Origin of the sequence: Methylophilus sp. VKM B-3414, from assembly GCF_032248435.1 — a bacterium.
Taxonomy (GTDB): domain Bacteria; phylum Pseudomonadota; class Gammaproteobacteria; order Burkholderiales; family Methylophilaceae; genus Methylophilus; species Methylophilus glucosoxydans.
On sequence record NZ_JAVTLI010000013.1, the window covers coordinates 1 to 25,646 of the forward strand.

The following is a 25,646-nucleotide window of genomic DNA, read 5'->3' on the forward strand; positions in this document are numbered from 1 at the left end:
CCACCTAAGGCAGAGATTGCCTTGGATGCTAACTTTGGTGGTGATGGCATCATCAACATTGAAGAAGCCAAGGCGACTTCCTCGATTCCTGTGACTGGTACAGTGGGTGGTGACGCTAAAGTTGGTGATCCAGTGATTGTGACGATCAACAACAAAGATTATGCAACGACTGTAATCACCCGTGCGGATGGCAAGCTGGGCTTCAGTGTGAGCGTTGCCGGTAACGAACTTGCCGCTGACTCAGACAAGACCATTGAAGCGAAAGTGACTGTCACAGACAACGCTGGCAACACAGCCAGCCAGTCTACACAGTTGACCTACACGCTGGATCTGACGCCACCCGTTGCCACTATTTCGCTCGATGCTAACTTCGGTGGTGATGGCATTATCAATATTGCTGAATCTCAACCAGGTGTTAATCAGCCAGTGACTGGTACTGTAGGTGGTGAAGCTAAGCTTGGTGATCCAGTGGTAGTCACTATTAATGGCAAAGATTATCTGACAACAGTGGTGACTCGCGCAGACGGTAAACTAGGCTTCAGTGTTAGTGTGCCTGGTAGCGAATTAGTCGCAGACAGCGATAAAACGATTGACGCTAAAGTTTCCACAACGGACTCAGCTGGTAACGTTGGTGTTGCAACAACTCAACTTACCTATACTGTCGATGTCACTGCACCAAACAAACCGACCATAGACAATATTTATGATGACTTTGGTACGAAAAAAGGAGACGTCCCAAGTGGTGGCGTTGCCGATGATGCGACGCCAACACTCACTGGTAAGGCTGAGGCTGGCAGTACGGTCACCGTTTATGATGGCAAGACTGTGATTGGAACTGCTGTCGCCGACAAAAATGGTAACTGGACCTTTACACCATCGACTGATATTGCTAAAGGCTTGCATAACTACACGGTGACTGCAACAGACAACGCTGGCAACACCAGTGTGCCAAGCGATAACTATGCTTACACTTTGAACCAGTCACCAGTTTTTGTGACTTTAGATGGCAGTGCCTCTGTGTCTGAAGATGGTTTACCAAGTGGTATTCTGGATCCAGGTGAGCCTTCAAACATTATTGCTTCTGGTGATTTAGGTATCTCAGATCCAAATGGTGATTTGCAGAGTGTGACATTGACTGCACCAACTCAAACCTATACGTCTGGTGGCGTGGCAATTACCTGGGCTGGAAGCAACACCGGGACGCTGATCGGTTCTGCTAATGGTCAGGAAATCTTGCGCATATCCATTGATAACTCAGGCAAGTACGCTGTCAAGTTGTCAGGTCCGCTGGATCACCCTGCTCAAGGTGAAGATACGCTTGCCCTGAAGTTTGGTGTAAATGCTAAAGACTCTGATACCACAACTACTGGTTCTATTACAGTCAATGTGGCTGATGATGCGCCGATTGCTACCAATCAGACGGTCACTGCTCAGGGCGACAAAGGCACAAACATTATGTTTACCATTGATGTCTCTGGCAGTATGGCGTCACTGGATGGCGTCAATGGCACCTCACGTCTTGCTAGTGAAGTGAAGTCCATCAATACCTTGTTGGATCAATATGCTTCATTGGGTGGTGATGTCCGTGTCATGATTGTGACTTTCTCTGATGGTTATTATCAGAAAACGCCGACCTGGGTGACAATCTCTGAAGCAAAACTACAGTTGGCTTCCTTGAAAGCACTGTCCGGTACCAATTACGATGCTGCATTGGATGGTAGTAAAACAGCATTTAATTCAGCCGGAAAAATTCCTGGTGGTCAGAATATTGGGTACTTCTTCTCAGATGGCGAGCCCAATAGTGGCCGTGAAGTAGGGGATAGCGATAGACAGGCATGGGAAGCCTTCCTGAAAGCCAATAACATTAATGAATATGCGATTGGTGTGGGTAGCGGCGTTTCAGCGACTCAGGTGGCTAACAGCATGAACCAGATTGCATACAATGGCTCAAGCGGCACGGATACAAATGCAATTCAGGTATCCAACTTTGCGCAATTGGATGCTGTACTGAGCCAGACTGTACCAACCCCTGTTGTTGGCAGTTTGACCAGTGGCGGTGGCTTCGGCGCAGATGGTGGCTATGTCAAATCGGTGGCGATTGAGGGGACCACTTATACCTTTGATGCTAAAACAGGTTCAATTGCCGTCGCTGGGACGAATAATAGCTCTTACAATGCGACCACTCATCAGCTGACAGTGGTCACTAAAGCTGGCACATTTGTTGTAGACATGGACGATGGTAAATATGCCTTCACCCCAGGACAGACAAAAGTAACGCTCATCAACACCACTTTTGATGCCAATGGCAGTAGTCAGCAAACGCCAGTGCCTTTAGGCTGGTACACAGACAACAAGAGTGGCACGATTGAGATTATGCCAAGCACTATTTATGGCTTGTCTGCAAGTTACGGCAATGTGCTTGAGATTGAAAACTATAACGGTGATGGAAATCTATACACTTATATCAATCCAAGCAAAGATGCAGTGGTGACATTAAGTTTTGATTATGCGGCACGTGCTGGTCATACATCAGGGGTTGACTCTGCAATTCAAGTAATTGTGAATGGTAAAGTCATTGATACGGTCAATACTGGAAGCTTGAACATGAGTACATTCTCATACAGCTTCACAGGGACTGGTAGCCAGATGCGCGTGGAGTTTAAATCAGTGGATACGAACAGTACTGGTGGTTTGCTTGATAACATTAAAATCACGACTTCAAGCACTACCCAGCCTGCAGACAGCACTAAAGTTACTTATACATTAAGTGACAAAGATGGCGACACCAGCACTGCTGATTTGACGGTGAATGTGGCGAAAAATAATACCTATACACCTACACCGCAGGTGGCGCCTGATGTCTCTACGGCTGTCGGTGCGGCTGGCTTGATTACCTTGCCTGGCCTGTTGAATGTTGATTTGCTTGACTTCTCAAGTCGTCAGAATTTCACAGCAAGTGATGCCAATAACAACATTACTAACGTCAATATTGCGTTCAATGCTGGGATTGGTGTGATCATCGGCTCTACACTGATGAGTTACTCGCAAGCGGTAGCGAATGAGTTAGGCTTAAAAGTAAGCTATACAGAAAGTAGCGGCTTCCTTGGCTTAATCGGTGCAAATGGCAAACTGGTGGTTACAGCTGCTGACGGTGGCACGATCGACAACCTTGCTCTGAATGAATTCCTGTCAACGGTGAAGGTGAATCCGCAGCTTCTTGGCGTCAATGTGTTGGAAAACTTTACGATCACAGCAACTGACAGTACTGGCCTGCAAGATAGCGCAAGTGCAAGCAATCTGCTCAATCTCAGCTTGTTGAGTAGCAATAACACTACGCCAATTATCGGTGGTGATGCAGGTGACAACGTTGTTAACGGTACCTCCGGCAATGACATTATCTACGGCTACGCTGGCAACGATACCTTGAATGGTGGCGATGGTAATGACATCCTGCGTGGTGGTGCTGGTAATGACACCTTGAACGGCGGTAATGGCAACGACATCCTGATCGGTGGTAAAGGTAACGATACCTTGACCGGTGGCGCGGGTGTGGATGTGTTCAAGTGGGATCAAGGCGATGATGGTGCTGCTGGATCTCCTGCACTTGACACAATCAAAGACTTTAATAAAGCCGCGGTCAGCCAAGGTGGGGATGTGTTGGATATCCGTGATTTGTTGCAGGGTGAAAATCCAACCAACCTGGTCAACTACATGCACTTCGAGAAATCAGGCAGCGATACCATTATTCATATCAGTTCGAATGGTGGCTTTGCTAATGATGCACACAATGTTTCAGGTGCATTCAATAGTGGTCAAGAAACGCAGACCATTGTGGTGGCTGGTGTCGATTTAACCAACGGCCAAACCAGCGATGCAGCCGTGATCGCAAACTTGCTGACACAGCAAAATATTGTTGTGGATCACTAATCGCAGCAGTATTGCTAATAGCAGTTCAAGAGCGACCCTTGTGGTCGCTCTTTTTTTATTCAGCGTTTGGGTTTGATACAGGCAATAAAAAAGAGCGCTGCTTGAGCACTCTTTTTAGAGACTGAGTTTGCGTTGTTAGAGCGCCAGCATATCCACAAACGCATTCACAGCAGTGGCTTCCAGCTTGGCCTGATCCTGACACAAGGCCAAAATGTCGGCTTGTCTTGATGTGTCAAAGCGACGTGCCAGATTGGTTTTGAATTTCTTCACCAGTTCCGGGATGCCTTCGCCACGGCGGCGGCGATGGCCAATCGGGTATTCCACCGCAATATTGCTGGATTGCGTGCCATCCTTAAAGTAAATCTGAATGGCATTGGCAATGGATCGTTTTTCCGGATCCAGATAGTCACGCGTATATTCTGCTTTTTCGACGCAAGTCATCTTGTCACGCAGTGCATCTATGCGCGGATCAGCGGCTGCGGCATCTTCGTAATCCTGTGCAGTTAAACTTCCTTTGAGCAAACCAACGGCTGCCATATATTGAATACAATGGTCGCGGTCAGCAGGGTTATCCAACGGGCCGGTTTTATCGATGATGCGAATGGCGGACTCGTGTGTGGTGATAATAATCTTGTCGATGTTGGCAATGTCTTCCAGGGTTTGCAGACGGCTGCCCACTTCCTTGTTGAGCTGGAAAGCGCACTCCACCGCTGTTTGCGCATGAAATTCGGCCGGGAACGAGATTTTGAACAATACCTGTTCCATCACATAGCTGCCGTAAGGGCGCTGGAACTTGAAGGCATTACCTTTGAACAAGACGTCATAAAAGCCCCAGGTTTTGGCTGTGAGTGCACTTGGGTAGCCCATTTCACCTTGCAAGGTCATCCAGGCCAGACGCACCGCTCGCGAGGTGGCATCGCCTGCCGCCCAGGATTTACGTGAACCGGTGTTTGGACTATGACGGTAGGTACGCAAGCTTTGACCATCAACAAAGGCATTAGACACAGCATTGATAATATCTTGTTTGTTACCCCCCAGTAATTTGGTCACAACAGCGGTAGAGGCAATTTTAACCAGAATGACGTGGTCCAGACCCACTCTGTTAAAGCTGTTTTCCAGCGCCAGTACGCCCTGAATTTCATGCGCCTTGATCATGGCGGTGAGTACGTCTTTCATAGTCAATGGCGCTTTGCCTTCGGCCACATTTTTGCGCGACATGTAATCCGCTGAAGCCAGAATCCCGCCCAGGTTGTCAGACGGATGTCCCCATTCTGCGGCCAGCCAGGTGTCATTAAAATCCAGCCAGCGGATCATGGCGCCAATATTAAAAGCGGCCAGGATAGGGTCCAGCTGATAAGGGGTGCCGGGAACTTTGGCGCCATTCGGCACAACCGTACCGGCAATCACGGGGCCTAGTAATTTGGTACAGGCGGGATAATCCAGTGCCTCGAAACCACAGCCCAGCGTATCCATCAGGCAGTTGCGGGCGGTATCGTAAGCTTCATGAGAGTTGATTTCAAAATCTGCCACGTAGTTGGCGATATCTACAATGACTTGATCGGGATCGGGACGTACATTAGAAATATGGGCGGACATAAGAGATTCTTTCAAGTAAAAATTTACGCAACAGAGGCTACAGCAGAGTTTTCTCTGTGCTCTCTGAGTCCTCTGTGGCTAAAAAATGGGTAAGACTAACGTTTGTCTAAAGGCACAAACGCTCTGTTATCTGGGCCGTTATACTCTGCATTCGGCCGAATAATCTTGTTATCGATACGCTGCTCAATCGCATGCGCGACCCAGCCGGTGGTGCGCGAAATCACAAAAATTGGCGTGAACATGCCAGTTGGAATCCCCATCATGTGGTAGCTGGATGCGCTATACCAGTCCAGGTTGGGGAACATCTTTTTCTCGTTCCACATGATTTCTTCAATGCGGGCCGAGATATCAAACAATTTCATATTGCCTGCATCTTCACAAAGGGATTTGCTTACGCGCTTGATGGATTCATTACGTGGATCGGCAATGGTATACACGGGATGGCCAAAGCCAATAATGATTTCTTTGCGCGCCATACGAGCCTTGATATCTGCTTCAGCTTCATCTGGTGTTTGGTAACGCTCAATAATCTCCATGGCGGCTTCATTGGCGCCGCCATGTTTGGGCCCCCGTAGTGCGCCAATCGCACCGGTGACGCAAGAATACAAGTCGGAGAGGGTGCCAGCGATCACGCGTGAAGTGAAGGTTGAGGCATTGAACTCATGTTCGGCATAGAGCACCAGTGAGGTGTTCATGGCTTTGATATGCAGCTCGGACGGTTTTTTGCCATGCAGGAGATGCAGGAAGTGCGCCGCGATAGAGTCGTCATCAGTTTCTACCTCAATACGTACACCGCGATGGCTAAAGTGGTACCAGTAAATGAGGATAGAGCCGAAACAGGCAATCAAGCGGTCCCCCAGAGCTTGTGCGCCAGCAGTATTGCGGTCGGTAGCTTCTGGTTCCAGTGTCCCCAGCATCGAGCAGCCTGTGCGCATCACATCCATTGGATGCGCATTGGCTGGAATCTGTTCCAGTACGGCTTTAAGTGCACTGGGCAGGCCGCGTAGCTTTTTGAGCTTTTGATGATAAGCGGTGAGTTGTGGTTGGGTGGGCAGCTCACCGTGAATCAGCAAATAAGCGACTTCTTCAAACGTGGCATGTTTAGCCAGTTCGATGATATCGTAACCGCGGTAATGCAGGTCATTACCGCTATGGCCCACGGTACAAATGGCCGTGGTGCCCGCAGCCACACCCGCCAGCGCGACGCCTTTTTTACGCTTGGGTGCTTCGCTAGCGGGAGCTGTGTTGATAGGATCAGTGGTGGTGTTCATAACTAACCTCCTTTATCTCTGGTCGCGTGCGCTTATTTTTTATATAGCGCGTCTAGTTTCTGTTCAAAAGCGTGATAGCCAAGATGCTCGTACAGGTCCGCACGTGTCTGCATCAAATCCAACACATGTTTCTGTGTGCCATCCTTGCGTACGCGCTGGTACACCTGAAGCGCCGCCTGGTTCATCGCGCGGAAGGCTGACAGTGGGTACAAGACCATGCCAACGCCTGCCGTGGCCAGTTCCTCTACGGTGAATAAAGGGGTGGAGCCAAATTCGGTGATATTGGCCAGTACCGGCACCTTGACGGCCTCGACAAACTGCTGATACATCCCCAGCTCCGTCATCGCTTCCGGAAAAATCATGTCCGCACCTGCTTCTACGCAAGCGCAGGCGCGGTCTATGGCAGATTGCAATCCTTCCACCGCCAGCGCATCCGTGCGCGCCATGACCACGAAGTCATCATAGGGCTTGGCATCGACGGCAGCTTTTACCCGGTCTACCATTTCCTCCAGGCTCACAATCTCCTTGTTGGGGCGGTGCCCGCAACGCTTGGCGCTGACCTGATCTTCAATATGCACCGCTGCAGCCCCTGCTTTGGCAACGCTTTTAATGGTACGGGCAATGTTAAATGCCCCGCCAAAACCGGTATCAATATCGACCAGCAAAGGCGTGTCGACCGCGTCGGTAATGCGGCGCACATCGACCAGTACATCTTCCAGACCAGAAATCCCCAAGTCAGGCAGGCCTAAAGAGCCAGCGGCCACACCACCGCCAGACAGGTAGATGGCCTTAAACCCGGATTGTGTGGCGAGCATGGCGTGGTAGGCATTGATGGCACCTATGATTTGTAGCGGCTTTTCGGCGACCAGCGCCGCGCGGAAACGTGCACCTGCTGTAGTGATTTGTTGCATATTAAACCTTTATCTTTAAGCCACAGAGAACACAGGGGTCACAGAGAGATACATCAAACCGAATGAAAAATGTCTCAGATTTTCTCTGTGTGCTCAGTAAGCGCTGTCGCTAAGTATTAAAAGAACGCGTGTTCAGCATCTTCTGGCATGGCCACACCCGTTTGTTTAGCTTTTTGCAAGACCTCCCAGAAGTAGCGATAGGTCGCGCGGTCATGCAATTCACCTGCATATTGGATCGGCCCCCAGTCAGCGGCCTGTGCTGCCAGCAAAATGTTGGCTGCATCCGTCACTTCGTCATAATTCGGTTTCATGGCATCAACGATGGCCTGAATTTGTGTCGGGTAGATACTCCACATGCGCATAAAGCCAAACTCATTGCGCGCGCGTGCGGCGTCGCTAAAGGTCACTTCCACATTCTTGAGATCCAGCGTTACGTTATGGGCAGGCACGACACCATTTGCCAGTGCTGCGGAGACCACTTCCGTTTTGGCACGCGCCAGCAGGCGGTGATCAAACTGGCCAGGGCTGCGCATCGCGGTTGCAGGGATGGCGCCATGGTGGGCGCTGACAAAGTCCATCAGGCCAAAGTCCAGCACTTGCAACCAAGGCAGTTGTGCAATCTCGTGCACTTGGCGCAGGGCGCCATGGGTTTCAATCAGGATATGCACCGGGATTTCGCGGCGTATGCCATGTTGTTTGGCAACTTCTTGAATATAGCCGATCATTTCACGGGCTTGCGCGATGTCGGTACATTTAGGGATCGTCAGGTAACTCAAGACTTCACCCGCCCCCCCCACCAAAATATCGATATCTTTTTTCCAGTGCGGATGCGTATAGTCGTGAATGCGTGCCCCTGCCATCTTGTATTGGTTGGCAGCAGAATTCAGCACGCGCACGATCATTTCCGCATGCGCCTGCTCCTGGCCGCTGGCAGCGCCGTCTTCACAGTCGCAGGTGATGTCAAACACAGGACCGACCGCATTGGGATTGGCCGAGTCTTGCAAGGACAAGGCTTTCAAAATCAGCTTTTCGCTGCCTGCAAAATGCTCACAAGCCGGGATCACCGGAAAGGGTTTTTCGCCACCAAAGAGCGCCTGATTAGGATGAACGGCCATGGTTAGTTTCCTTTTCGTGGAATTAAAACGGTGTAATCAAGATCGAGTACCACATTGGGGTGGTAGCCCTGTGAGGTCTTGATGTTCTCAACATGATCTGGCGGAATATTCTTGAGGCCGATCATGCGTAGTCTGAGGGCGCCGAGCTGCGGGTGGGGCAGCGTCCATTGATCCAGCACTTCCGTCATGCAGTAAATCGTGTCGCCTGCGTAGCTGGGGTTGGCATGTGTGCCGCCATTAATCGCCGCAATCGACAGCGCGTTCTCCAGGCCTTCAAAGCTCAATGCACGGCAGGCGGAAATCACTACGCCGCCATAGACCAGACGCAGGCCTTGTGGCGTGGATTGCATCAGATGAGCATCAAAATGCAGTCTGGCATTGTTTTGGTACAAATGGGTAGCCAGCGTATGATCGCTGTCGTTAATGGTGAGGCCAGCGGGATGGCGCAAACGTTCGCCTACGGTGTAGTCTTCCCAGAAGTAACGGCCACCAGTAGCCACCGCGATTTCCTGATGCACATTAAACGGGGCGGGCAGGCGCAGATCCTTGGCAGCGACAAAGGCAGGCAAGTCAGGGATCACCGTGTCCGGCGCTGGAGCCGCCAGATTTTTCTTGTGCACCATCACCCAGCGCACCCAGCTTAAAACCGGTTGCTGGTCTTGATTAACCGAGGTCGAGCGTACCCAGACCACGCCATTTTTGCCACTTGAGTTTTGCTTGAGGCCGATCACTTCGCTGGAAGTGGTCAAGGTGTCACCGACAAATACCGGCTGGATAAACCGTACATCGGCATATCCCAGGTTTGCCACGGCATTGACCGAGATATCCGGTACCGTTTTGCCAAACGCGATATGAAAAGCCAGTAAGTCATCAATGGGCATCTGCGCATAGCCCAACGACAAGGCAAACGGTGCGCTGCAATGCAACGGATTGCGTGCGCCAGTCAGCGCAATGTATAGCGCAGTGTCACCGCTGGTGATGGTGCGCGGCGTCGCATGAGGGATGACTTCGCCCAGCTTGAAGTCTTCAAAAAAACGCCCGGCGTTGATTTTGCCTGTCATGTTGATTCCTTAAATGAATTCTTCTTCTAGCTCTGCAATCGCTTCTGATAATTTGATGAGTCGTTGCGCAGCTTTAATATGGTGGTGTTCCACCAGTTTGTCGTTGACCACGACCGTCCCTTTACCACCTTCGTTTGCCTCTTTCAGGGCTTTAATGATCAACCTTGCATGTTCGACCTCAGACCTTTGCGGGGTATACGCATCATTGCAATAAGCAATTTGCGCCGGATGCACCAGTGACTTGCCATCCATGCCTATGTCGCGCCCCAGGCGGCAGGCATATTCAAACGAATGCATGTTCTTAAAATCAGACGTAATGCCGTCGATCACGCCTTTGCCATACGCACGCGCCGCCAGAATCACCAGCGATAAGGAGGTGAGGATGGCAGAGCGTTCATGCGTCACACGTGCATGCAGTTGCGAAATGAGGTCAGAGGTGGCCATCACCATGCAGATCACGCGCTCAGAGGCGGCTGCAATTTCCTTGGCGTTTAATACTGCCAGCGGACTCTCTATCATCACCATCATCGGCACATCCTTGCCACCGGCATCATCCAGCAGCTGTTGTGCCTGCAATACGTCTTCGCGAGACTCGATATTGGGGAACAGAATGGCATCTGCGCCAATATTGGCCACTGCCTTGATATCGTCATGGCCCCAAATCGAGTGCAGATCATTGACGCGCACCACCACTTCACGTTTGCCATAGCCACCTTGCTTGACGGCATTAACAACGTTCTCCCGTGATTGCACTTTGACATCCACCAGAATCGGGTCGCCCAGATCCAGAATGACGGAATCGGCCGCTAATGTGCGAGCACGCTCCAAATAGTGCTGATTACAGCCAGGGACATATAGCATCGAGCGTCGTGGTCTGAGTGCATATGACATGGGTTTTCCTTTGTTGCAGCGAGAATTGAATTCATTATTCATGAATAGAAAAACTCTGTCAACAAATATCTTATGTCTTATATAAGATATAAAATAGTAGACAACAAAAAAGCGCTGTGATATAAATTGAATAACTAATTTTTTGGCGTCTTGTGATGCCTGCAAGTGTGGAGTCAAGGATATGGATAAACAAGTCGGATCGGCCAGCTACAGACCGTTATATGACCAGATTAAGGTGTTGATCACCCAGAGCCTGATTGGTGGGGAGTGGCGCCCGGGCGACATGATCCCTAGTGAGATTGATCTGGCTCAGCGTTACAAGGTCAGTCAGGGCACGGTGCGCAAGGCAATAGATAGTCTGGCTACTGAAAATATCCTGATTCGTCGCCAGGGCAAGGGTACGTTTGTCGCGACCCACAATCAGGATGATGTGAAATTACGCTTTTTGCGTCTGACTGCGGAAACCGGCCAAAAAGAATTGTTACAGAATGAGTTTATCTCCTGTATTAAAAGCAAAGCCAGTGTGCATATCGGTAAGGTGCTGGAAATGAAGGCCGGCGCGACCACCATAGAGGTCAAGCGCTTGCTGACTTTTTCCGGTAGACCTCTGATTTATGACCACATTATTGTGCCCGCTGCGCCATTCAAAGGCTTGAATCGCGCCAAGGTGGAAGAAAGCAATGGCTCTATGTACAGCATGTATGAGTCGCAGTTTGGCATACGCATGATCCGTGCTGAAGAGCGGATCAAAGCGGTGGCCGCAGATGCTGAAGTGGCGAAAGCCCTGGGGCTGAAAGAGGGATATCCGCTGCTGAGTATAGAGCGCGTGTCATTCACCTATGGCGATAAGCCAATGGAGTGGCGGTTAGGTTTGTGTCTGACCGATGACCACCACTACATGAGTGAATTGGAATGATTGAAAAATCTTCATTAGCGGCGTTGAGCTGCGCATGTCCGTCTGGCTGCTGAAGTTTTTGAACTATTCGGGATAAAAGAAATGACTTTTGAAAACATATTTTCGCGTTGTTGGGCTTCGCTAGCCTAGCCAACATGTATTTTGAAAAGTCTTGGTCGACGCAAAGACTGGTGAATAGAAAGAGGTTAATGAATGGATGACTTGAAAAAACGCGCGCTGGACTACCACCAGTTTCCCAAGCCGGGCAAGCTGAGCGTGGAGTCGTCCAAGCCATGCGCAACGCAACAGGATTTATCCCTGGCCTACACGCCAGGGGTGGCCGCGCCAGTGCTCGAAATAGAGGCGGATCCTGCCAATGCCTACAAGTATACCAACAAGGGAAATTTGGTGGCGGTGATCACTGATGGAACAGCCGTGCTCGGACTGGGCAACGTCGGTGCTTTGGCCGGCAAGCCGGTGATGGAAGGCAAGGGCGTGCTGTTTAAACGCTTTGCAGATATTGATGTGTTTGATATCGAAGTCAATGCCGCCACGCCTGACGAGTTTATCCAGACTGTCGTCAATATCGCGCCGACTTTTGGCGGGATCAATCTGGAAGATATCGCTGCCCCGCACTGTTTTTATATTGAATCCGAACTGAAAAAACGCCTGGATATTCCGGTGTTTCATGATGACCAGCATGGTACGGCCGTGATTGTGGCAGCAGCCTTGTTAAATGCGCTTGAGCTCCAAGGCAAAACCTTGCCCCGCGCCAAAATTGTGTTTTTAGGTGCGGGTGCGGCGGGTTGCTCATGTGCCAAGTTGCTTAAGCTGATGGGTGCCACCGATATCACCATGGTGGATCGCAAAGGCGTGCTCGATTTGGCGCGGGATGACTTGCATGACAACAACCGTGCGTTGGCGATTGCGGCTGGCAAGGTGAGCTCGCTGGCCGAGGCCATGCAGGGCGCAGATGTATTTATCGGGGTGTCGGCCAAGAATGGCTTGCCAGCAGAGCTGGTGGCCAGTATGGCGGCCAAACCGGTGATTTTTGCACTGGCCAATCCAGATCCTGAAATTTTACCCAGCCAGGTTTTCGCCGTGCGTGATGACGTGATTATGGCCACCGGCCGCAGTGATTTCCCGAATCAGGTTAATAATGCCTTGTGCTTCCCCTATTTGTTCCGTGGTGCGCTGGATGCCAAGGCCAAACAGATTACCGAGCAGATGAAAGTGGCGGCAGCAAAAGCGCTCAGTCAACTGGCGCGCGAGCCTGTGCCGCAGCAAGTACTGGAGGCGTACCAGTTAACGTCTTTGTCGTTTGGCAAGGAATACATTATTCCCAAGCCGTTTGATCCACGCTTGATGGAATACGTGGCTGGTGCAGTGGCACGTGCAGCGCAGGCAGACGAGTAGCAGCATGATTGTTAAAAAGCAGAAAAAACAGCGGCCCAAGAATCTGGATTTATTCACGATCCGGCTGCCGGTCAATGCCGTGGTGTCTATCATGCACCGGGCCAGTGGCGTCGCACTGTTTTTGATCCAGCCATTGCTTTTATGGACCTTGTATCTGTCATTGTCTAGCGCTGCGGGTTATCAAAGCGTGGCCGGCCAATTGCAAACATGGCCAGTCAAGTGTCTGGTCACGGCCTTGGCCTGGGCGTTTTTTCATCATTTTTATGCAGGTATTCGTCATCTGGCAATGGATGTGCACTGGATGACCACCCTGCAAAAGGCAAGATTCTCCAGCCGCGTTGTGCTGGGGTTGGTGGCATTCACCATGTTGTGGATGTTATGGGCGATTTGGGGCTGAGTCAGCATGCTATTTGAACTGCTTACGGCGAAATATCCTGGCATGCGTCGCTGGCTGACGCAGCGACTGTGTGCCTTGTCCATGGCCTTGGGACTGTTGTTATTCTGCATGCGGCTGCTGTGGTTGTCGCCAGCAAGTTATCACGACTGGGTGGCCTTGTTTGCGCCCTGGTGGTGGCGCCTGCTGACACTGTGGTTTTTTATCTGCATGTTATTGCATGCGTGGCTGGGCGTGCGTGATGTGTTGCGGGATTATGTGCCGCATCTGGGCGTACGGTCGGTGCTGCAACGATTGGTAGATATTGCGGTGTGGGGAAATGCACTCGCAGTATTGTGGATTTTATTTGGAATGAAGATTTAAGGTGAATGGCATGACCAAGACAGCGCAGGGGACAGGTGCAAGCAAACTACAGCATCATCAGGTAGATGCCGTCATCGTCGGCGGTGGTGGGGCTGGCTTGCGTGCGGCTTTGCAGCTGGCGGAATCCGGCGCCGATGTCGCTGTGCTGTCCAAAGTGTTCCCCACCCGTTCACATACCGTGGCGGCACAAGGCGGCATTGCCGCCGCGCTCGGTAATGTGTCTGATGACAACTGGTTGTGGCATATGTATGACACCATTAAGGGTTCGGACTACCTGGGCGACCAGGATGCAATTGAGTTTATGTGCCGCAATGCGGCCAAGGCCATTATTGAACTGGAGCACTTTGGCATGCCGTTCGACCGCCTCGAAAATGGCCGCATCTTTCAGCGTCCGTTTGGCGGCATGACCCGCAATTTTGGCGAGCAAGCCATTTCGCGGACCTGTGCTGTGGCGGACCGCACCGGCCATGCCATGCTGCATACGCTGTATCAGCGCAACGTCAAGGCCAACACTCAATTCCTAATTGAGTGGTTTGCCCTGGACCTGATTCGGGATGCCGATGGGGATATCTTGGGCGTGATTGCGCTCGAAATCGAAACCGGCGACATTCATGTCATTCATGCCAAAGCCACCATGCTGGCCACGGGTGGCGGTGGCCGCATCTTCCAGGCCAGTACCAATGCTTATATCAATACGGGGGATGGCTTGGGCATGGCCGCGCGCGCAGGCCTGCCGTTGCAGGATATGGAGTTCTGGCAGTTTCACCCCACCGGGGTATTGAATGCCGGCGTATTGATTACCGAAGGCGTGCGTGGCGAGGGCGGTTATCTGGTGAATAGCGAGGGCGAGCGTTTTATGGAGCGCTATGCGCCCAATGCCAAAGACCTGGCCAGCCGCGATGTGGTGTCACGTGCCATGGCGACCGAGATTAAAGAAGGCCGCGGCGTTGGCAAGCATAAAGACGCGGTGTACCTCAAGCTAGATCATTTAGGGGAAGACATCATCAGCAAACGCTTGCCTGGCATCCGCGAGATTGCCAAAACCTTTGCCGGTGTAGACCCAACCCAGGCGCCTATCCCGGTGGTGCCGACCGCGCATTACATGATGGGTGGCGTGCCCACCAATCTGGATGGTCAGGTTGTGGTACATGACGGCCAGTCTGAGCGTGTCGTCAATGGTTTGTATGCGGTGGGCGAATGTGCCTGCGTCTCTGTGCATGGCGCCAATCGTCTGGGCTCTAACTCTTTACTGGATCTGGTGGTGTTTGGCAAAGCGGCAGGTGACAAAATGGCGGCGGAGATTGCTGCCAACCGTGTGCACAAGCCGCTGCCAGCGAATGTCGCGGATGCAACGCTGGCGCGTGTTAACCGCCTTGAAAATGGCGGGGGCGAGAAAGTGGCTGAGGTGGGCTTGGCGATGCGCCAGACCATGCAAAAACATTGCGGGGTATTCCGTTTTCCTGATTTATTGGCCGACGGCGTAGACGCCATCAAGCAGGTGGCCCAGCGTGCCGGGCAGTTAAGAATTGCTGATACGAGCAAGGTGTTTAACACAGCCAGGGTCGAAGCACTGGAGTTGGATAACCTGATGGAGGTGGCGCTGGCAACCATGCAAGCGGCCCATGCGCGTCAGGAAAGCCGCGGCGCCCATGCCCGTGAGGATTATCCCGAGCGTGACGATACGCATTGGCTCAGTCATTCGCTGTATTTTGCCCGCGAGCAAAAGCTGCTGTACAAGCCGGTGCGCCTCAAACCATTGACCGTAGAACCATTCGAGTTGAAGAAAAGGGTGTATTGATATGCGTTTCTCTATTTACCGGTTTAATCCCGACGTAGACAAAAAACCCTATATGCAGGACTACGAGGTCACGCTGGAAGACAGTGACCAGATGTTATTGGACGCGCTGATGCGGATTAAAGAACTGGACGAAACGCTCAGTATGCGCAAGTCCTGCCGTGAAGGTGTGTGTGGCAGTGATGCCATGAATATCAACGGAAAAAATGGCCTGGCCTGCATTACCAAACTCAGTGATCTGCAAGAACCTGTGGTATTGCGTCCCATGCCTGGCTTGCCTGTGATTCGCGATCTGGTCGTGGATATGACGCAATTCTTTGATAACTATCATTCGGTGATGCCTTATTTGCAAAACCACGACACGCCGCCGGAAACCGAGCGCCTGCAAAGTCCGGAAGACCGTGCCAAGCTGGATGGCTTGTATGAGTGCATTTTGTGTGGGGCTTGTACAACCTCTTGCCCCAGCTTCTGGTGGAATCCGGACAAATTTGTCGGTCCGGCAGGGCTGATGCAGGCTTACCGCTTTATTGCCGATAGCCGTGACCAGGAACAGGATGCGCGGTTGGAGAATCTGGAAGACCCTTACCGTTTGTATCGTTGCCACAACATCATGAACTGTACCGATGTCTGTCCGAAAAAGCTGAATCCAAACGCTGCCATTGCAGCGATTAAAGACCTCAAGATCGAAAAAGCCAAGGCCCATCAAGACAGCAAGCCGGGTAAGAAGATCTTTGGTATCAAAGTGTTATAGGGGGAAGCCATGCTGAATGCTGAAATTTTACGTGACGCCGAGCAGCGGCGACTGACCTGGCGCTGCCGCCGCGGCATGCTGGAACTCGATATCGTATTGCAACGTTTTGTCAGTGAGCAATTTGGCAGCCTGACACTGGCAGAAATGGAGCAACTGGATGCCTTGCTGGAACTGCCAGATAACGTGTTTTGGGACCTGATTCAGGGCATAAAAGCTCCGACCGGAGATCTCAAACCTATGGCAGCCCTTCTTCAAAAATTGAGTGCGAGCCGGCCGACGGCAGAACAGGAAACCAGATGATTCAGCATATGGGAGAAGAGCCGATTGCACTGGATGCCAGTGCCTTGGGGGATTACTGGCCAGGCATACAGTTGTATTACCCGCCAGTGAAATATGCGCCCAGCCTGGGCATTTATGAAGACATGGAGCAGGCGGCCAACCGCATGGTCAAGCATGCACACTTTACCAATGCGCATACGCTGATTTTTGACCTGGAAGATGGCTGTCGGCAGAAAGAAATGAGCCGCACCTTGCTGCGGCAGGAGCTGCCCAAACTGCGCAAGGTCAATGAGCGCGTCACCATTGCCATCCGCGCCAACTCCTTCCGTACCGATGAGTACGAAGAAGACATGAAGCTGGTACGCGACATGGGCGAATTTATTGATGTCGTCATGCTGGCCAAGGCGGGTGAATCCTACGGTGCCGCCGAGGTGCGTGATCTGTCTAGCTTTTTGTTGAGTATCAACCCGCAAATCACCATACAGCCGATTATCGAACACCCCAAATCGCTCAAGATTGCGCCTGAACTGATGCAATACGACACCGTGAAACATGTGGTGTTCGGTATCCATGACTTCTCTAAAGCTTTGGGGATCCACATCACGCCCGAGCATTGGATAGAAGAGCTGTTCTATTTTATCAACCAGTTGATTTTTGAAGCCAGGATCGCCGGTAAAGGTGTGATTGGCGGTGTGGAAACGCTGATTGGCAGCAATATCATGCCAGATAAGTTTGTCGAGCCGCACGACGTGCGTCGCTGGCTGGATTTGCATGGCGATAACGAGTCGCGCGTGGTGTACAAACATGCTTGCCAGGAAGCGGCCATGGGCCTGACCGGCAAGCAGGTGATCCATCCCGGGCATATTCATTTGTGTAAAACCGCTTACACGCCATCGCCTACCGAGATCAACCAGAAGGTGGCGATTTTGAAAGCGGCGATTGAAGCCGATGCCTTGTTGGGTGGGGCGATCAAGTTTGAAGGCGAGATGTTGGACCCGCCCATGTTTGGGAAGGCGTTACAGACGCTGCTGAGAGCACATGCCTTGCGCGCGCTCAAGGTCAGCGATATGGAGTTTGCCTTGCATGTATTGCAGTTGATGCCGGCGCAGGTAGTACGCCAAAACTGGCCCTACGGCATTCTGCTTTAAATCAATGGCTGCGCGGGCGAATCACGGCGTTGCGCGGTACTCGAAATCCTCATGTACTTTTAGTACATTCCGGTTTCTGTGTTCCGTGCGCCTTGTGCTTCATCCCGCTCGCTCATTGATGAGCGTTTAAGCGTCATTGAAGATTTAAAAAGCATTTTCAAAAGAAATGCATATAACAGCATCGCATCAACCATGCGTGCATAGAGTGATTGGAAAGGTTTGAACATGACACAGTTAGCCCCTTATCCACAATGGCAATGGGAAATTCCTGAATTTTTCAATATCGGGGTGGCGTGCAGTGACCGCCACTTGGGCACACCGACAGCCGATGAAATTGCCATGATTGTGGAGGATGACAGTTTTGGTACCAGCATCATCACCTTTGCCGAGTTGGCGGCCAGGACAGACCGTTTTGCGCAGGTGTTGCGTGGATTGGCTGTCAAGCCAGGGGACAGGGTGCTGATTCGCCTGCCGAACAGCCTGGATTACCCGACGGCCTTTCTCGGCACCATGAAAACCGGGGCGATTTCCGTGCCGACGTCTACTTTGCTCACTGCAGAAGAAGTGGCTTATCTGGCTAAGGATTCCGGCGCCGTGGTCCTGGTAACTGACGCGGCCGCCTGGCAGGCGATGTCTGCCAAAATGCAGCAGAATATCGCGCAAACACCCTATCTGAAACATGTGCTGCTGACACAGTTATCCGGGGAGGTCTCGCCCGTGGATGGGTTTAATGTCGTATCGCTGGAGGCAGCCGTGGCGAATGTGACTGACGCAGCGCCCGCCTATACCACGCGGGCAGAAGATCCGGCTTATTTGGTCTATACCTCAGGTACGACTGGCTATCCTAAAGGCGTGTTGCATGCGCATCGTGCCTTGTTGGGGCGCCAGCCAGCCGCCCAATACTGGTTTAACTACAGCGAAACGGTGCAAGACCGCATCATGCACTCCGGTAAGTTTAACTGGACCTATGTGCTGGGCACTGGCCTGATGGACCCGTTATATCTGGGTAAAACCGTGATTGTGCACGAAGGCAAAAATGATGCGCAAAAGTGGCTGGATTTGATTGCCAAACACAAAGCCACCATCTTTATTGGTGTCCCGACCATTTACCGCCAGTTATTGCAAAAAACCACCGCTATCCAGGCAGATATTCCCAGTGTGCGTCACTATATGAGTGCGGGCGAGCATTTGTCGGACGAGGTGTTAACGCAATGGCGTGAGCGTTTTGGGTTAGATATTTATGAAGCGGTAGGCATGAGTGAGTTTTCCTACTATCTGTCACAAAGTGTGTATCGGCCGATTCGTGCGGGCTCTGCCGGTTTTCCGCAACCTGGGCACCAGATTGTATTGCTCAATCCCGACACACGGGAGCCGGTGGCCGAAGGTGAGGAGGGCATGATCAGCGTGCCGGATAATGACCCTGGCTTATTCCTCAATTACTGGAACTTGCCGGAAGAGACCACCAAATACAAGCATGATGGCTATTTCTTTACCGGCGATTACGCCAAGTATGATGCCGATGGCTATCTCTGGTTTTTGGGCCGTAAGGATGACATTATCAAGAGCTTTGGCTACCGCGTTTCGCCGTATGAAATCGAGCGCGTCTATAAAGGCCATCCGGCCGTGGCCGATTGCGCAGCCGTTGGCGAAGAGATTGAAAAAGACAAATTGCTGGTGGTGATTTATGTGATCCCCAAACCGGATGCCGAGATTGCCCCAGAAGAACTGATGGTGTTTGGCAAGCAGCATCTGGCGGCGTATAAAGCGCCGAAAACAGTCTACCTGGCCAAGGAGTTTCCACGCACCAAAAATGGTAAAATCTTGCGTAAAGATGTCAGCCCTGCCATTGCTTATCAGAAAAGCAATGCGCGCTAAAACGCCCGCCTGAAAGATCTAGAACATGGCCCTGATTAAAACCAAAGACTTTATTGAAAGCATTGCAGATGCCTTGCAATATATCTCCTACTATCATCCGGAAGACTATATCCGGGCCCTGGCGGCGGCTTATGAACGCGAGGAATCGGTGGCAGCCAAGGATGCGATTGCCCAGATTTTGACCAACTCACGCATGTGCGCCGAAGGCAAGCGTCCGTTATGCCAGGATACCGGCATCGTGGTGGCCTTTATCAAGGTTGGCATGCATGCCAGGTTTGAAGGCGACATGACGCTGGAAGCCATGGTTAATGAAGGCGTACGCCGCGCCTATCTGCATCCTGACAATACGCTGCGCGCTTCCATCGTCAACGATCCGGCCGGGACACGCAAAAACACCAAAGACAATACGCCAGCGATTACCCACGTGGAAATGGTCGCAGGGGATAAGGTCGACGTGCAGGTGGCAGCCAAGGGGGGCGGCTCCGAGAACAAGTCCAAACTGGCGATGCTGAACCCGAATGAAAGCATTGTCGATTGGGTGCTCGAAGTGGTGCCGGAAATGGGCGCAGGTTGGTGTCCGCCAGGCATGCTGGGCATAGGCATAGGCGGCAGCGCCGAAAAAGCCATGTTGTTGGCGAAAGAATCATTGATGGCCCCGATCGATATTCAGGCGTTGCAGGCACGAGGTGCGCAAAACCGCATTGAAGAGTTGCGGCTGGAGTTGTATGAGAAGGTCAATCGCTTAGGCATAGGCGCACAGGGTCTGGGTGGCTTAACCACGGTACTCGATGTGAAAATTCTCGATTACCCCACCCATGCAGCCAGTTTGCCGGTGGCGATTATCCCCAACTGTGCCGCCACCAGACATGTGCACTTCACGCTGGATGGCTCAGGGGTGGCGGTGCTGACTCCGCCCAGCCCTGAGGTTTACCCGGATGTGCATTGGGCACCTAGTCCGCAAGCCAAGCGCGTGAATCTGGAGACGGTGACGCGCGAAGAAACCCAGCGCTGGAAAACCGGCGACACGCTGTTGCTGACCGGCAAGATTCTGACCGGTCGTGATGCCGCGCATAAACGGATTCAAACCATGCTGGCCAAAGGTGAGCCCTTGCCGGTGGATTTCACCAACAAGTTTATCTACTACGTTGGCCCGGTCGATGCCGTGCGCGATGAGGCGGTAGGCCCCGCTGGCCCGACCACCGCCACTCGGATGGATAGCTATACCGACATGATGCTGAACACCGGATTGCTTGGCTCCATCGGTAAAGCTGAACGCGGTGACGAAGCGCTGACTGAGATTGCCAGACACAAGTCGGTCTACCTGATGGCGGTTGGTGGTGCGGCTTACCTGGTCAGCAAGGCCATCAAACATGCGCGCGTGCTGGCATTTGAAGATTTAGGCATGGAGGCCATCTATGAGTTTGAAGTGGAAAACATGCCGGTGACGGTGGCAGTGAGTGCCGATGGCGATTCTGCGCACAAGAGCGGCCCAGCCCTCTGGCGCAAGAAGATTGCGCTCAAAGCGGTTTAATGTGCTTTCCATCACAGAACATGCGCACGATTTGCTAAACACTACGTCATACTACTAAGCGTCAGAATGGGGGTAAGTATGATAAAAGGATTAAAAGCAAATACAGGTGTCAGCATGTGTTGCGCCGTTGCGCTGATGATGTTGACTGTGCAAGCGCACGCAGAGTCTGCCCTAGAGTATTTTACGGATAGCACTGGCAAATATGCCGGACCGAGTCTGGAAGACCAGGTGGCGTTAATGGACACCGACCATAATGGTTTTGCCGATGTGTTTGAGGTACGTGCCTACCTGGAAAAGCAACATGGCAAGGGCTATCAGAAAGAGCTGCTCGATAAATGGGAGTCCTCTGCTGCTGGCAAAAGCTGCAGTACCCCGTTTGCCAAGCAACTTTACGGAGACAGTACACGCTGACAGCGTTCGCAGTGTTGTTTTGATGCTGACAACGGCTGTCATTTTGATCAATTGCCAGAATGTTACAAGCAGTTAACATTCTGGCGGAGGGAGTGCATTATAATCAAATCAAAAGAATGCCTCGCGGCCAGTGGTTAATACCGGCCCATTCCCCGATTTTCGTTTTATTGCCCAAGTTTGATTTATTAAATAGAGCCTACACATCATGTTAGAAGCATACGACACCCACGTAAAAGAGCGCGCTGCGCAAAACCTTCCTCCCTTACCCCTGAACGCTGAGCAAGTGGCCGCCCTGGTTGAGTTACTCAAGTCTCCTCCAGCCGGGCAGGAAGCCTTGCTGGTGCATCTGCTTGAAAACCGCATTCCGGCCGGTGTAGACCAGGCGGCGTACGTCAAAGCGGCCTTTTTGGCCGATATTGCCAATGGCAAGGCCAGCTCACCCTTGATCAGCGCTGAAAAAGCCGTTGAGCTGCTGGGGACCATGCTGGGTGGCTATAACGTGCAGGCACTGGTGGCTTTACTGGATACGCCCATGGCGGCGCATGCCGTGAAGGCCTTGTCCACGACCATCCTCATGTTTGATGCCTTCCATGATGTGGATGCCAAAATGAAGGCCGGTAACACGCATGCCAAAACATTGATGCAAGCCTGGGCAGAGGCACAATGGTTTACCAGCAAGCCAGCGCTCAAAGATGAGATCAAAGTGGTGGTGTTCAAGCTGGATGGTGAAACCAACACCGATGACCTGAGCCCGGCGCAAGATGCCTGGAGCCGTCCCGATATCCCGTTACACGCCAAGGCGATGCTGGTCAACCGTATGTCTGATGGCCTCAAGGTGATTGAGGACCTGAAGCAAAAAGGCCTGCCATTGGCTTATGTAGGCGATGTGGTCGGGACAGGTTCTTCACGCAAATCTGCCATCAACTCAGTGCAATGGTGGATGGGCGACGATATTCCGTTTATCCCGAACAAGCGCACGGGTGGCGTGGTGATTGGCAGCAAGATTGCGCCTATCTTCTTTAATACGGCTGAAGACTCTGGTGCCTTGCCGATTCAATGTGATGTCTCCAAACTGAATACGGGTGATGTGATTGTCATTAAGCCGTTTGAAGGCAAAGTGTTGTCTGAAGCGGGCGAGGTTCTGGCCACATTTGAAATGAACCCGGTTACCCTGGCGGATGAAGTGCGCGCCGGTGGCCGCATTCCGCTGATTATTGGCCGCGGCCTGACTTCAAATGCCCGCAAAGCGCTGGGCTTGGGTGAGACTGATCTCTTTATTAAAGCGGTGCCTGCCAAAGATACTGGCAAAGGCTATACGCTGGCGCAAAAAATGGTGGGCCGTGCGTGTGGCCTGCCTGAAGGCATGGGTGTGCGACCAGGCACCTATTGCGAACCTAAAGCCACCACCGTCGGCTCTCAGGATACGACAGGCGGCATGACGCGTGATGAGCTCAAAGAGCTGGCCTGTCTGGGCTTTAGCGCCGATCTGGTCATGCAGAGCTTCTGCCATACCGCGGCCTATCCAAAGCCGGTTGATATCAAGTTGCAGCACGAGCTGCCAGAGTTTATGTCCAGCCGTGGCGGTGTCAGCCTGCGCGCTGGCGATGGCGTGATCCACTCCTGGCTCAACCGCATGATTCTGCCGGATACCGTGGGTACGGGCGGTGATTCGCATACCCGTTTCCCAATAGGTATCAGCTTCCCGGCCGGGTCTGGTCTGGTGGCGTTTGCCGCAGCAACCGGGGCGATGCCACTGGATATGCCTGAGTCGGTCTTGGTGCGCTTTAAAGGTGAAATGCAACCAGGCATCACTTTGCGTGACCTGGTGAACGCGATTCCTTATGCGGCCATTCAGGAAGGAACCTTGACCGTCGGCAAGCAAGGCAAGAAAAACGTATTTAACGGCCGCGTGCTTGAAATTGAAGGCTTGCCTGATCTCAAGGTCGAGCAAGCGTTTGAATTGGCCGATGCCTCGGCAGAGCGCTCTGCCAACGGTTGCACGGTGCTGCTGAACAAAGAGCCGGTGATCGAATTCCTCAATTCCAATATCGTGCTGATGCAGAACATGATCGAAAACGGGTATGCCGACGCACGCACGCTGGAGCGCCGGATTGCCAGCATGAAGGCCTGGCTGGAAAAACCGGAGCTGTTGCAGCCTGACAGTGATGCCGAGTACGCCCATGTGATTGAGATTGATCTTAACGAAATCAAAGAGCCATTGGTGGCCTGCCCGAATGACCCGGATGACATCAAACCCTTGTCAGCAGTGGTGGGGGACAAGATTGATGAGGTGTTTATTGGTAGCTGCATGACCAATATCGGCCATTACCGTGCTGCGGGCAAGGTGCTTGAAGGTGCAGGTGGCATCCCAACCCGCTTGTGGATTGCCCCACCGACCCGCATGGACGAAGCACAACTGCGTGCCGAGGGGGTTTATTCCACCTTTGGGGTGGCAGGGGCCCGTACCGAAGTGCCAGGCTGCTCGCTTTGCATGGGTAACCAGGCGCGCGTGGCGGACAAGGCCACCGTGTTCTCGACCTCTACCCGTAACTTTGATAACCGTATGGGCAAGGATGCTCGCGTCTATCTGGGCTCTGCCGAGCTGGCGGCGGTGTGCGCCAAGCTGGGACGCATGCCGACCATGCAGGAATATATGGACACCTTGGGCAGCAAGCTGACCAATACTGCCGAGATATACAAATATCTCAACTTCAATCAGATGACGCAGTATGCCGCCTCTCTGGAAAACAGTAAAAAGATTATTCCGATCAAAGAAACGGCATAAGGGCTTAATCTTCAAGTACAACAAGGGGGCGCAAGCCCCCTTTGTTTTTTATCAGCATCGTTATTTTGTTTTCTGCTGTTGTTTTTCCAGCCGCACATTTGCTTGCAACTGTAAAAGCGGTAACGGCGATATTCGCAGGTGATCTGTTTTGATTATGATGTATTGGCTGTAAGCAATGATGGCTGCGGCTAGCACAGCCATTCATTGGTTTAACAGGTTGCCAATATCCAAGGAGAAACCCATGAAATCGTGCGAACAAACACTGCCTTACCTCCCTCAACAACGCTTGCTTGCTCATGATTACGGCCAGGTGTACTGCCGTTATGATGAAAAATCGCAGGCATTGTGGACTTATCTTTCTCAGCCGCAACGGATTCCGTGCATCAATCACGCCTTGTTGCTGGACTTGCATGCGCACCACCATGATATCGAACGCAGTGGCGGTTATGTTGAGACCGCGAACGGGGCGTCATTGCCGATCCGCTATTCGGTATTTGCCTCTGCCACGCCCGGCTATTTTAATATGGGTGGCGATCTGCAAAAGATGGCTGCTGCCATCCGCCAACAGGACCGGGCGCAACTGGAGGCCTATGCCAGACTCAGTATAGACGTGGTGGCACAACGCGCTTTCCGCTTTCAACTGGCCAATGTCACCAAAATTTCACTGCTGCAAGGTGAGGTGTTGGGGGCAGGCATAGAAGCGGCTTTAACCAGTGATGTGTTGATTGCAGAGCGACAGGCTGTGTTTTGCTTTCCCGAGCTATTCTTCAATATGATTCCAGGCATGGGGGCTTACAGCCTGATTGCACGCAAAGCAGGCATGGCAGTGGCTGACAAGATGATTTTGGGGTGCGAGCGCTATAGCGCGGAAGAGTGCCTGCAAATGGGGTTGATCGATATGGTGGTCGAGCAAGGGGAAGGCGAGCAGGCCGTACGCACCTTTATCGATAAAAACAATAAACACGCCGCAGGGTTTTTATCCGCACAAAAAGCCAAGGAAAAAATTCATCCGTTAAGCTATGATGAATTGACGGCAATTGTGCAGCTTTGGGTTGAAAATGCCTTGCAACTCAGTGAGCGCGACTTGAAAGTGATGGACCGTTTTTATCGTGCGCAGTCACGCTTATTTCAGCCAGTGCCTGCAGATCAGCAGAGAGAAGCTGTGCTGACACCGTCTACTGAAAGTGAGGCGTTCTTCGTGCATGACCGCGTTGTGAACCAGTAAGCGTGT

The 25,646-nt window shown here is 52.1% G+C and carries 20 protein-coding genes; 14 read left to right on the top strand and 6 right to left on the bottom strand.

Annotated elements, in window-relative coordinates; translation table 11 throughout:
* The first annotated feature begins 21 nt into the window (after positions 1–21).
* A complete protein-coding gene (locus tag Q9292_RS12785) occupies positions 22–3,927 on the top strand; it encodes an Ig-like domain-containing protein (RefSeq protein WP_313988702.1) in 3,906 nt (1,301 codons plus the stop codon).
* A 135-nt stretch (positions 3,928–4,062) separates the two neighbouring features.
* On the opposite strand, the gene Q9292_RS12790 is transcribed toward Q9292_RS12785, so the two are convergent.
* The 6 genes from Q9292_RS12790 to Q9292_RS12815 all read right to left on the bottom strand — a co-directional run bounded on the left by Q9292_RS12790 (position 4,063) and on the right by Q9292_RS12815 (position 10,772).
* The gene (locus Q9292_RS12790) at positions 4,063–5,523 is read right to left on the bottom strand and encodes a bifunctional 2-methylcitrate dehydratase/aconitate hydratase (RefSeq protein WP_313988705.1); all 1,461 of its coding nucleotides are present in this window, start codon (positions 5,521–5,523) and stop codon (positions 4,063–4,065) included.
* Between the two features lie 95 nt (positions 5,524–5,618).
* A complete protein-coding gene (gene prpC, locus Q9292_RS12795; protein WP_313988707.1) occupies positions 5,619–6,794 on the bottom strand; it encodes a 2-methylcitrate synthase in 1,176 nt (391 codons plus the stop codon).
* Between the two features lie 32 nt (positions 6,795–6,826).
* Positions 6,827–7,705 (bottom strand): methylisocitrate lyase, encoded by an 879-nt coding sequence (gene prpB, locus Q9292_RS12800; protein WP_313988710.1) that lies wholly within the window; start codon positions 7,703–7,705, stop codon positions 6,827–6,829.
* Positions 7,706–7,821: 116 nt separating this feature from the next.
* Complete coding sequence (locus Q9292_RS12805; RefSeq protein ID WP_313988713.1) at positions 7,822–8,820, bottom strand: HpcH/HpaI aldolase/citrate lyase family protein; 999 nt, start codon at positions 8,818–8,820, stop codon at positions 7,822–7,824.
* 2 nt (positions 8,821–8,822) lie between these two features.
* Positions 8,823–9,881, bottom strand: a complete 1,059-nt coding sequence (locus Q9292_RS12810; protein WP_313988716.1) for a MaoC family dehydratase — start codon at positions 9,879–9,881, stop codon at positions 8,823–8,825.
* A 9-nt stretch (positions 9,882–9,890) separates the two neighbouring features.
* On the bottom strand, positions 9,891–10,772 hold the full coding sequence (locus Q9292_RS12815; RefSeq protein WP_194746978.1) for an HpcH/HpaI aldolase/citrate lyase family protein: 882 nt from the start codon (positions 10,770–10,772) through the stop codon (positions 9,891–9,893).
* 181 nt (positions 10,773–10,953) lie between these two features.
* Here Q9292_RS12815 and Q9292_RS12820 point away from each other — a divergent pair, with 181 nt between their 5' ends.
* The 13 genes from Q9292_RS12820 to Q9292_RS12880 all read left to right on the top strand — a co-directional run bounded on the left by Q9292_RS12820 (position 10,954) and on the right by Q9292_RS12880 (position 25,640).
* The gene (locus Q9292_RS12820) at positions 10,954–11,688 is read left to right on the top strand and encodes a GntR family transcriptional regulator (RefSeq protein WP_313988720.1); all 735 of its coding nucleotides are present in this window, start codon (positions 10,954–10,956) and stop codon (positions 11,686–11,688) included.
* 192 nt (positions 11,689–11,880) lie between these two features.
* On the top strand, positions 11,881–13,083 hold the full coding sequence (locus Q9292_RS12825) for a malic enzyme-like NAD(P)-binding protein (protein ID WP_313988722.1): 1,203 nt from the start codon (positions 11,881–11,883) through the stop codon (positions 13,081–13,083).
* Positions 13,084–13,087: 4 nt separating this feature from the next.
* A complete protein-coding gene (sdhC, locus tag Q9292_RS12830) occupies positions 13,088–13,480 on the top strand; it encodes a succinate dehydrogenase, cytochrome b556 subunit (protein WP_194746975.1) in 393 nt (130 codons plus the stop codon).
* A 6-nt stretch (positions 13,481–13,486) separates the two neighbouring features.
* Entirely contained in the window at positions 13,487–13,840 is a 354-nt protein-coding gene (gene sdhD, locus Q9292_RS12835; protein WP_194746974.1) for a succinate dehydrogenase, hydrophobic membrane anchor protein, read from the top strand.
* Between the two features lie 10 nt (positions 13,841–13,850).
* The gene (gene sdhA / locus Q9292_RS12840) at positions 13,851–15,638 is read left to right on the top strand and encodes a succinate dehydrogenase flavoprotein subunit (protein ID WP_313988726.1); all 1,788 of its coding nucleotides are present in this window, start codon (positions 13,851–13,853) and stop codon (positions 15,636–15,638) included.
* 1 nt (position 15,639) lies between these two features.
* The gene (locus tag Q9292_RS12845) at positions 15,640–16,386 is read left to right on the top strand and encodes a succinate dehydrogenase iron-sulfur subunit (protein ID WP_228518643.1); all 747 of its coding nucleotides are present in this window, start codon (positions 15,640–15,642) and stop codon (positions 16,384–16,386) included.
* A gap of 9 nt (positions 16,387–16,395) precedes the next feature.
* Complete coding sequence (locus Q9292_RS12850; RefSeq protein WP_313988730.1) at positions 16,396–16,686, top strand: succinate dehydrogenase assembly factor 2; 291 nt, start codon at positions 16,396–16,398, stop codon at positions 16,684–16,686.
* Complete coding sequence (locus tag Q9292_RS12855; RefSeq protein WP_194746971.1) at positions 16,683–17,813, top strand: HpcH/HpaI aldolase/citrate lyase family protein; 1,131 nt, start codon at positions 16,683–16,685, stop codon at positions 17,811–17,813. The genes Q9292_RS12850 and Q9292_RS12855 overlap by 4 nt, the downstream gene beginning before the upstream one ends.
* 225 nt (positions 17,814–18,038) lie before the next feature.
* A complete protein-coding gene (locus tag Q9292_RS12860; RefSeq protein ID WP_313988734.1) occupies positions 18,039–19,688 on the top strand; it encodes an acyl-CoA synthetase in 1,650 nt (549 codons plus the stop codon).
* 25 nt (positions 19,689–19,713) lie between these two features.
* Entirely contained in the window at positions 19,714–21,219 is a 1,506-nt protein-coding gene (locus Q9292_RS12865) for a fumarate hydratase (RefSeq protein WP_313988737.1), read from the top strand.
* 78 nt (positions 21,220–21,297) lie between these two features.
* A complete protein-coding gene (locus Q9292_RS12870) occupies positions 21,298–21,630 on the top strand; it encodes a hypothetical protein (RefSeq protein ID WP_379077940.1) in 333 nt (110 codons plus the stop codon).
* A gap of 205 nt (positions 21,631–21,835) precedes the next feature.
* Positions 21,836–24,415 carry a bifunctional aconitate hydratase 2/2-methylisocitrate dehydratase gene (gene acnB, locus Q9292_RS12875; protein WP_313988740.1) on the top strand — a complete coding sequence of 860 codons (2,580 nt, stop codon included), beginning with the start codon at positions 21,836–21,838 and terminating at the stop codon, positions 24,413–24,415.
* A gap of 241 nt (positions 24,416–24,656) precedes the next feature.
* Positions 24,657–25,640, top strand: coding sequence for a crotonase/enoyl-CoA hydratase family protein (locus Q9292_RS12880; RefSeq protein WP_275354872.1), 984 nt, complete (start codon positions 24,657–24,659; stop codon positions 25,638–25,640).
* Positions 25,641–25,646 lie beyond the last annotated feature (6 nt).

Excerpts from the sequence above, each read along its gene's own strand:
- Q9292_RS12790 (WP_313988705.1), bottom strand. The coding sequence starts at position 5,523 with ATGTCCGCCCATATTTCTAATGTACGTCCCGATCCCGATCAAGTCATT.
- prpC (WP_313988707.1), bottom strand. The coding sequence starts at position 6,794 with ATGAACACCACCACTGATCCTATCAACACAGCTCCCGCTAGCGAAGCA.
- prpB (WP_313988710.1), bottom strand. The coding sequence starts at position 7,705 with ATGCAACAAATCACTACAGCAGGTGCACGTTTCCGCGCGGCGCTGGTC.
- Q9292_RS12805 (WP_313988713.1), bottom strand. The coding sequence starts at position 8,820 with ATGGCCGTTCATCCTAATCAGGCGCTCTTTGGTGGCGAAAAACCCTTT.
- Q9292_RS12810 (WP_313988716.1), bottom strand. The coding sequence starts at position 9,881 with ATGACAGGCAAAATCAACGCCGGGCGTTTTTTTGAAGACTTCAAGCTG.
- Q9292_RS12815 (WP_194746978.1), bottom strand. The coding sequence starts at position 10,772 with ATGTCATATGCACTCAGACCACGACGCTCGATGCTATATGTCCCTGGC.
- Q9292_RS12820 (WP_313988720.1), top strand. The coding sequence starts at position 10,954 with ATGGATAAACAAGTCGGATCGGCCAGCTACAGACCGTTATATGACCAG.
- Q9292_RS12825 (WP_313988722.1), top strand. The coding sequence starts at position 11,881 with ATGGATGACTTGAAAAAACGCGCGCTGGACTACCACCAGTTTCCCAAG.
- sdhC (WP_194746975.1), top strand. The coding sequence starts at position 13,088 with ATGATTGTTAAAAAGCAGAAAAAACAGCGGCCCAAGAATCTGGATTTA.
- sdhD (WP_194746974.1), top strand. The coding sequence starts at position 13,487 with ATGCTATTTGAACTGCTTACGGCGAAATATCCTGGCATGCGTCGCTGG.
- sdhA (WP_313988726.1), top strand. The coding sequence starts at position 13,851 with ATGACCAAGACAGCGCAGGGGACAGGTGCAAGCAAACTACAGCATCAT.
- Q9292_RS12845 (WP_228518643.1), top strand. The coding sequence starts at position 15,640 with ATGCGTTTCTCTATTTACCGGTTTAATCCCGACGTAGACAAAAAACCC.
- Q9292_RS12850 (WP_313988730.1), top strand. The coding sequence starts at position 16,396 with ATGCTGAATGCTGAAATTTTACGTGACGCCGAGCAGCGGCGACTGACC.
- Q9292_RS12855 (WP_194746971.1), top strand. The coding sequence starts at position 16,683 with ATGATTCAGCATATGGGAGAAGAGCCGATTGCACTGGATGCCAGTGCC.
- Q9292_RS12860 (WP_313988734.1), top strand. The coding sequence starts at position 18,039 with ATGACACAGTTAGCCCCTTATCCACAATGGCAATGGGAAATTCCTGAA.
- Q9292_RS12865 (WP_313988737.1), top strand. The coding sequence starts at position 19,714 with ATGGCCCTGATTAAAACCAAAGACTTTATTGAAAGCATTGCAGATGCC.
- Q9292_RS12870 (WP_379077940.1), top strand. The coding sequence starts at position 21,298 with ATGATAAAAGGATTAAAAGCAAATACAGGTGTCAGCATGTGTTGCGCC.
- acnB (WP_313988740.1), top strand. The coding sequence starts at position 21,836 with ATGTTAGAAGCATACGACACCCACGTAAAAGAGCGCGCTGCGCAAAAC.
- Q9292_RS12880 (WP_275354872.1), top strand. The coding sequence starts at position 24,657 with ATGAAATCGTGCGAACAAACACTGCCTTACCTCCCTCAACAACGCTTG.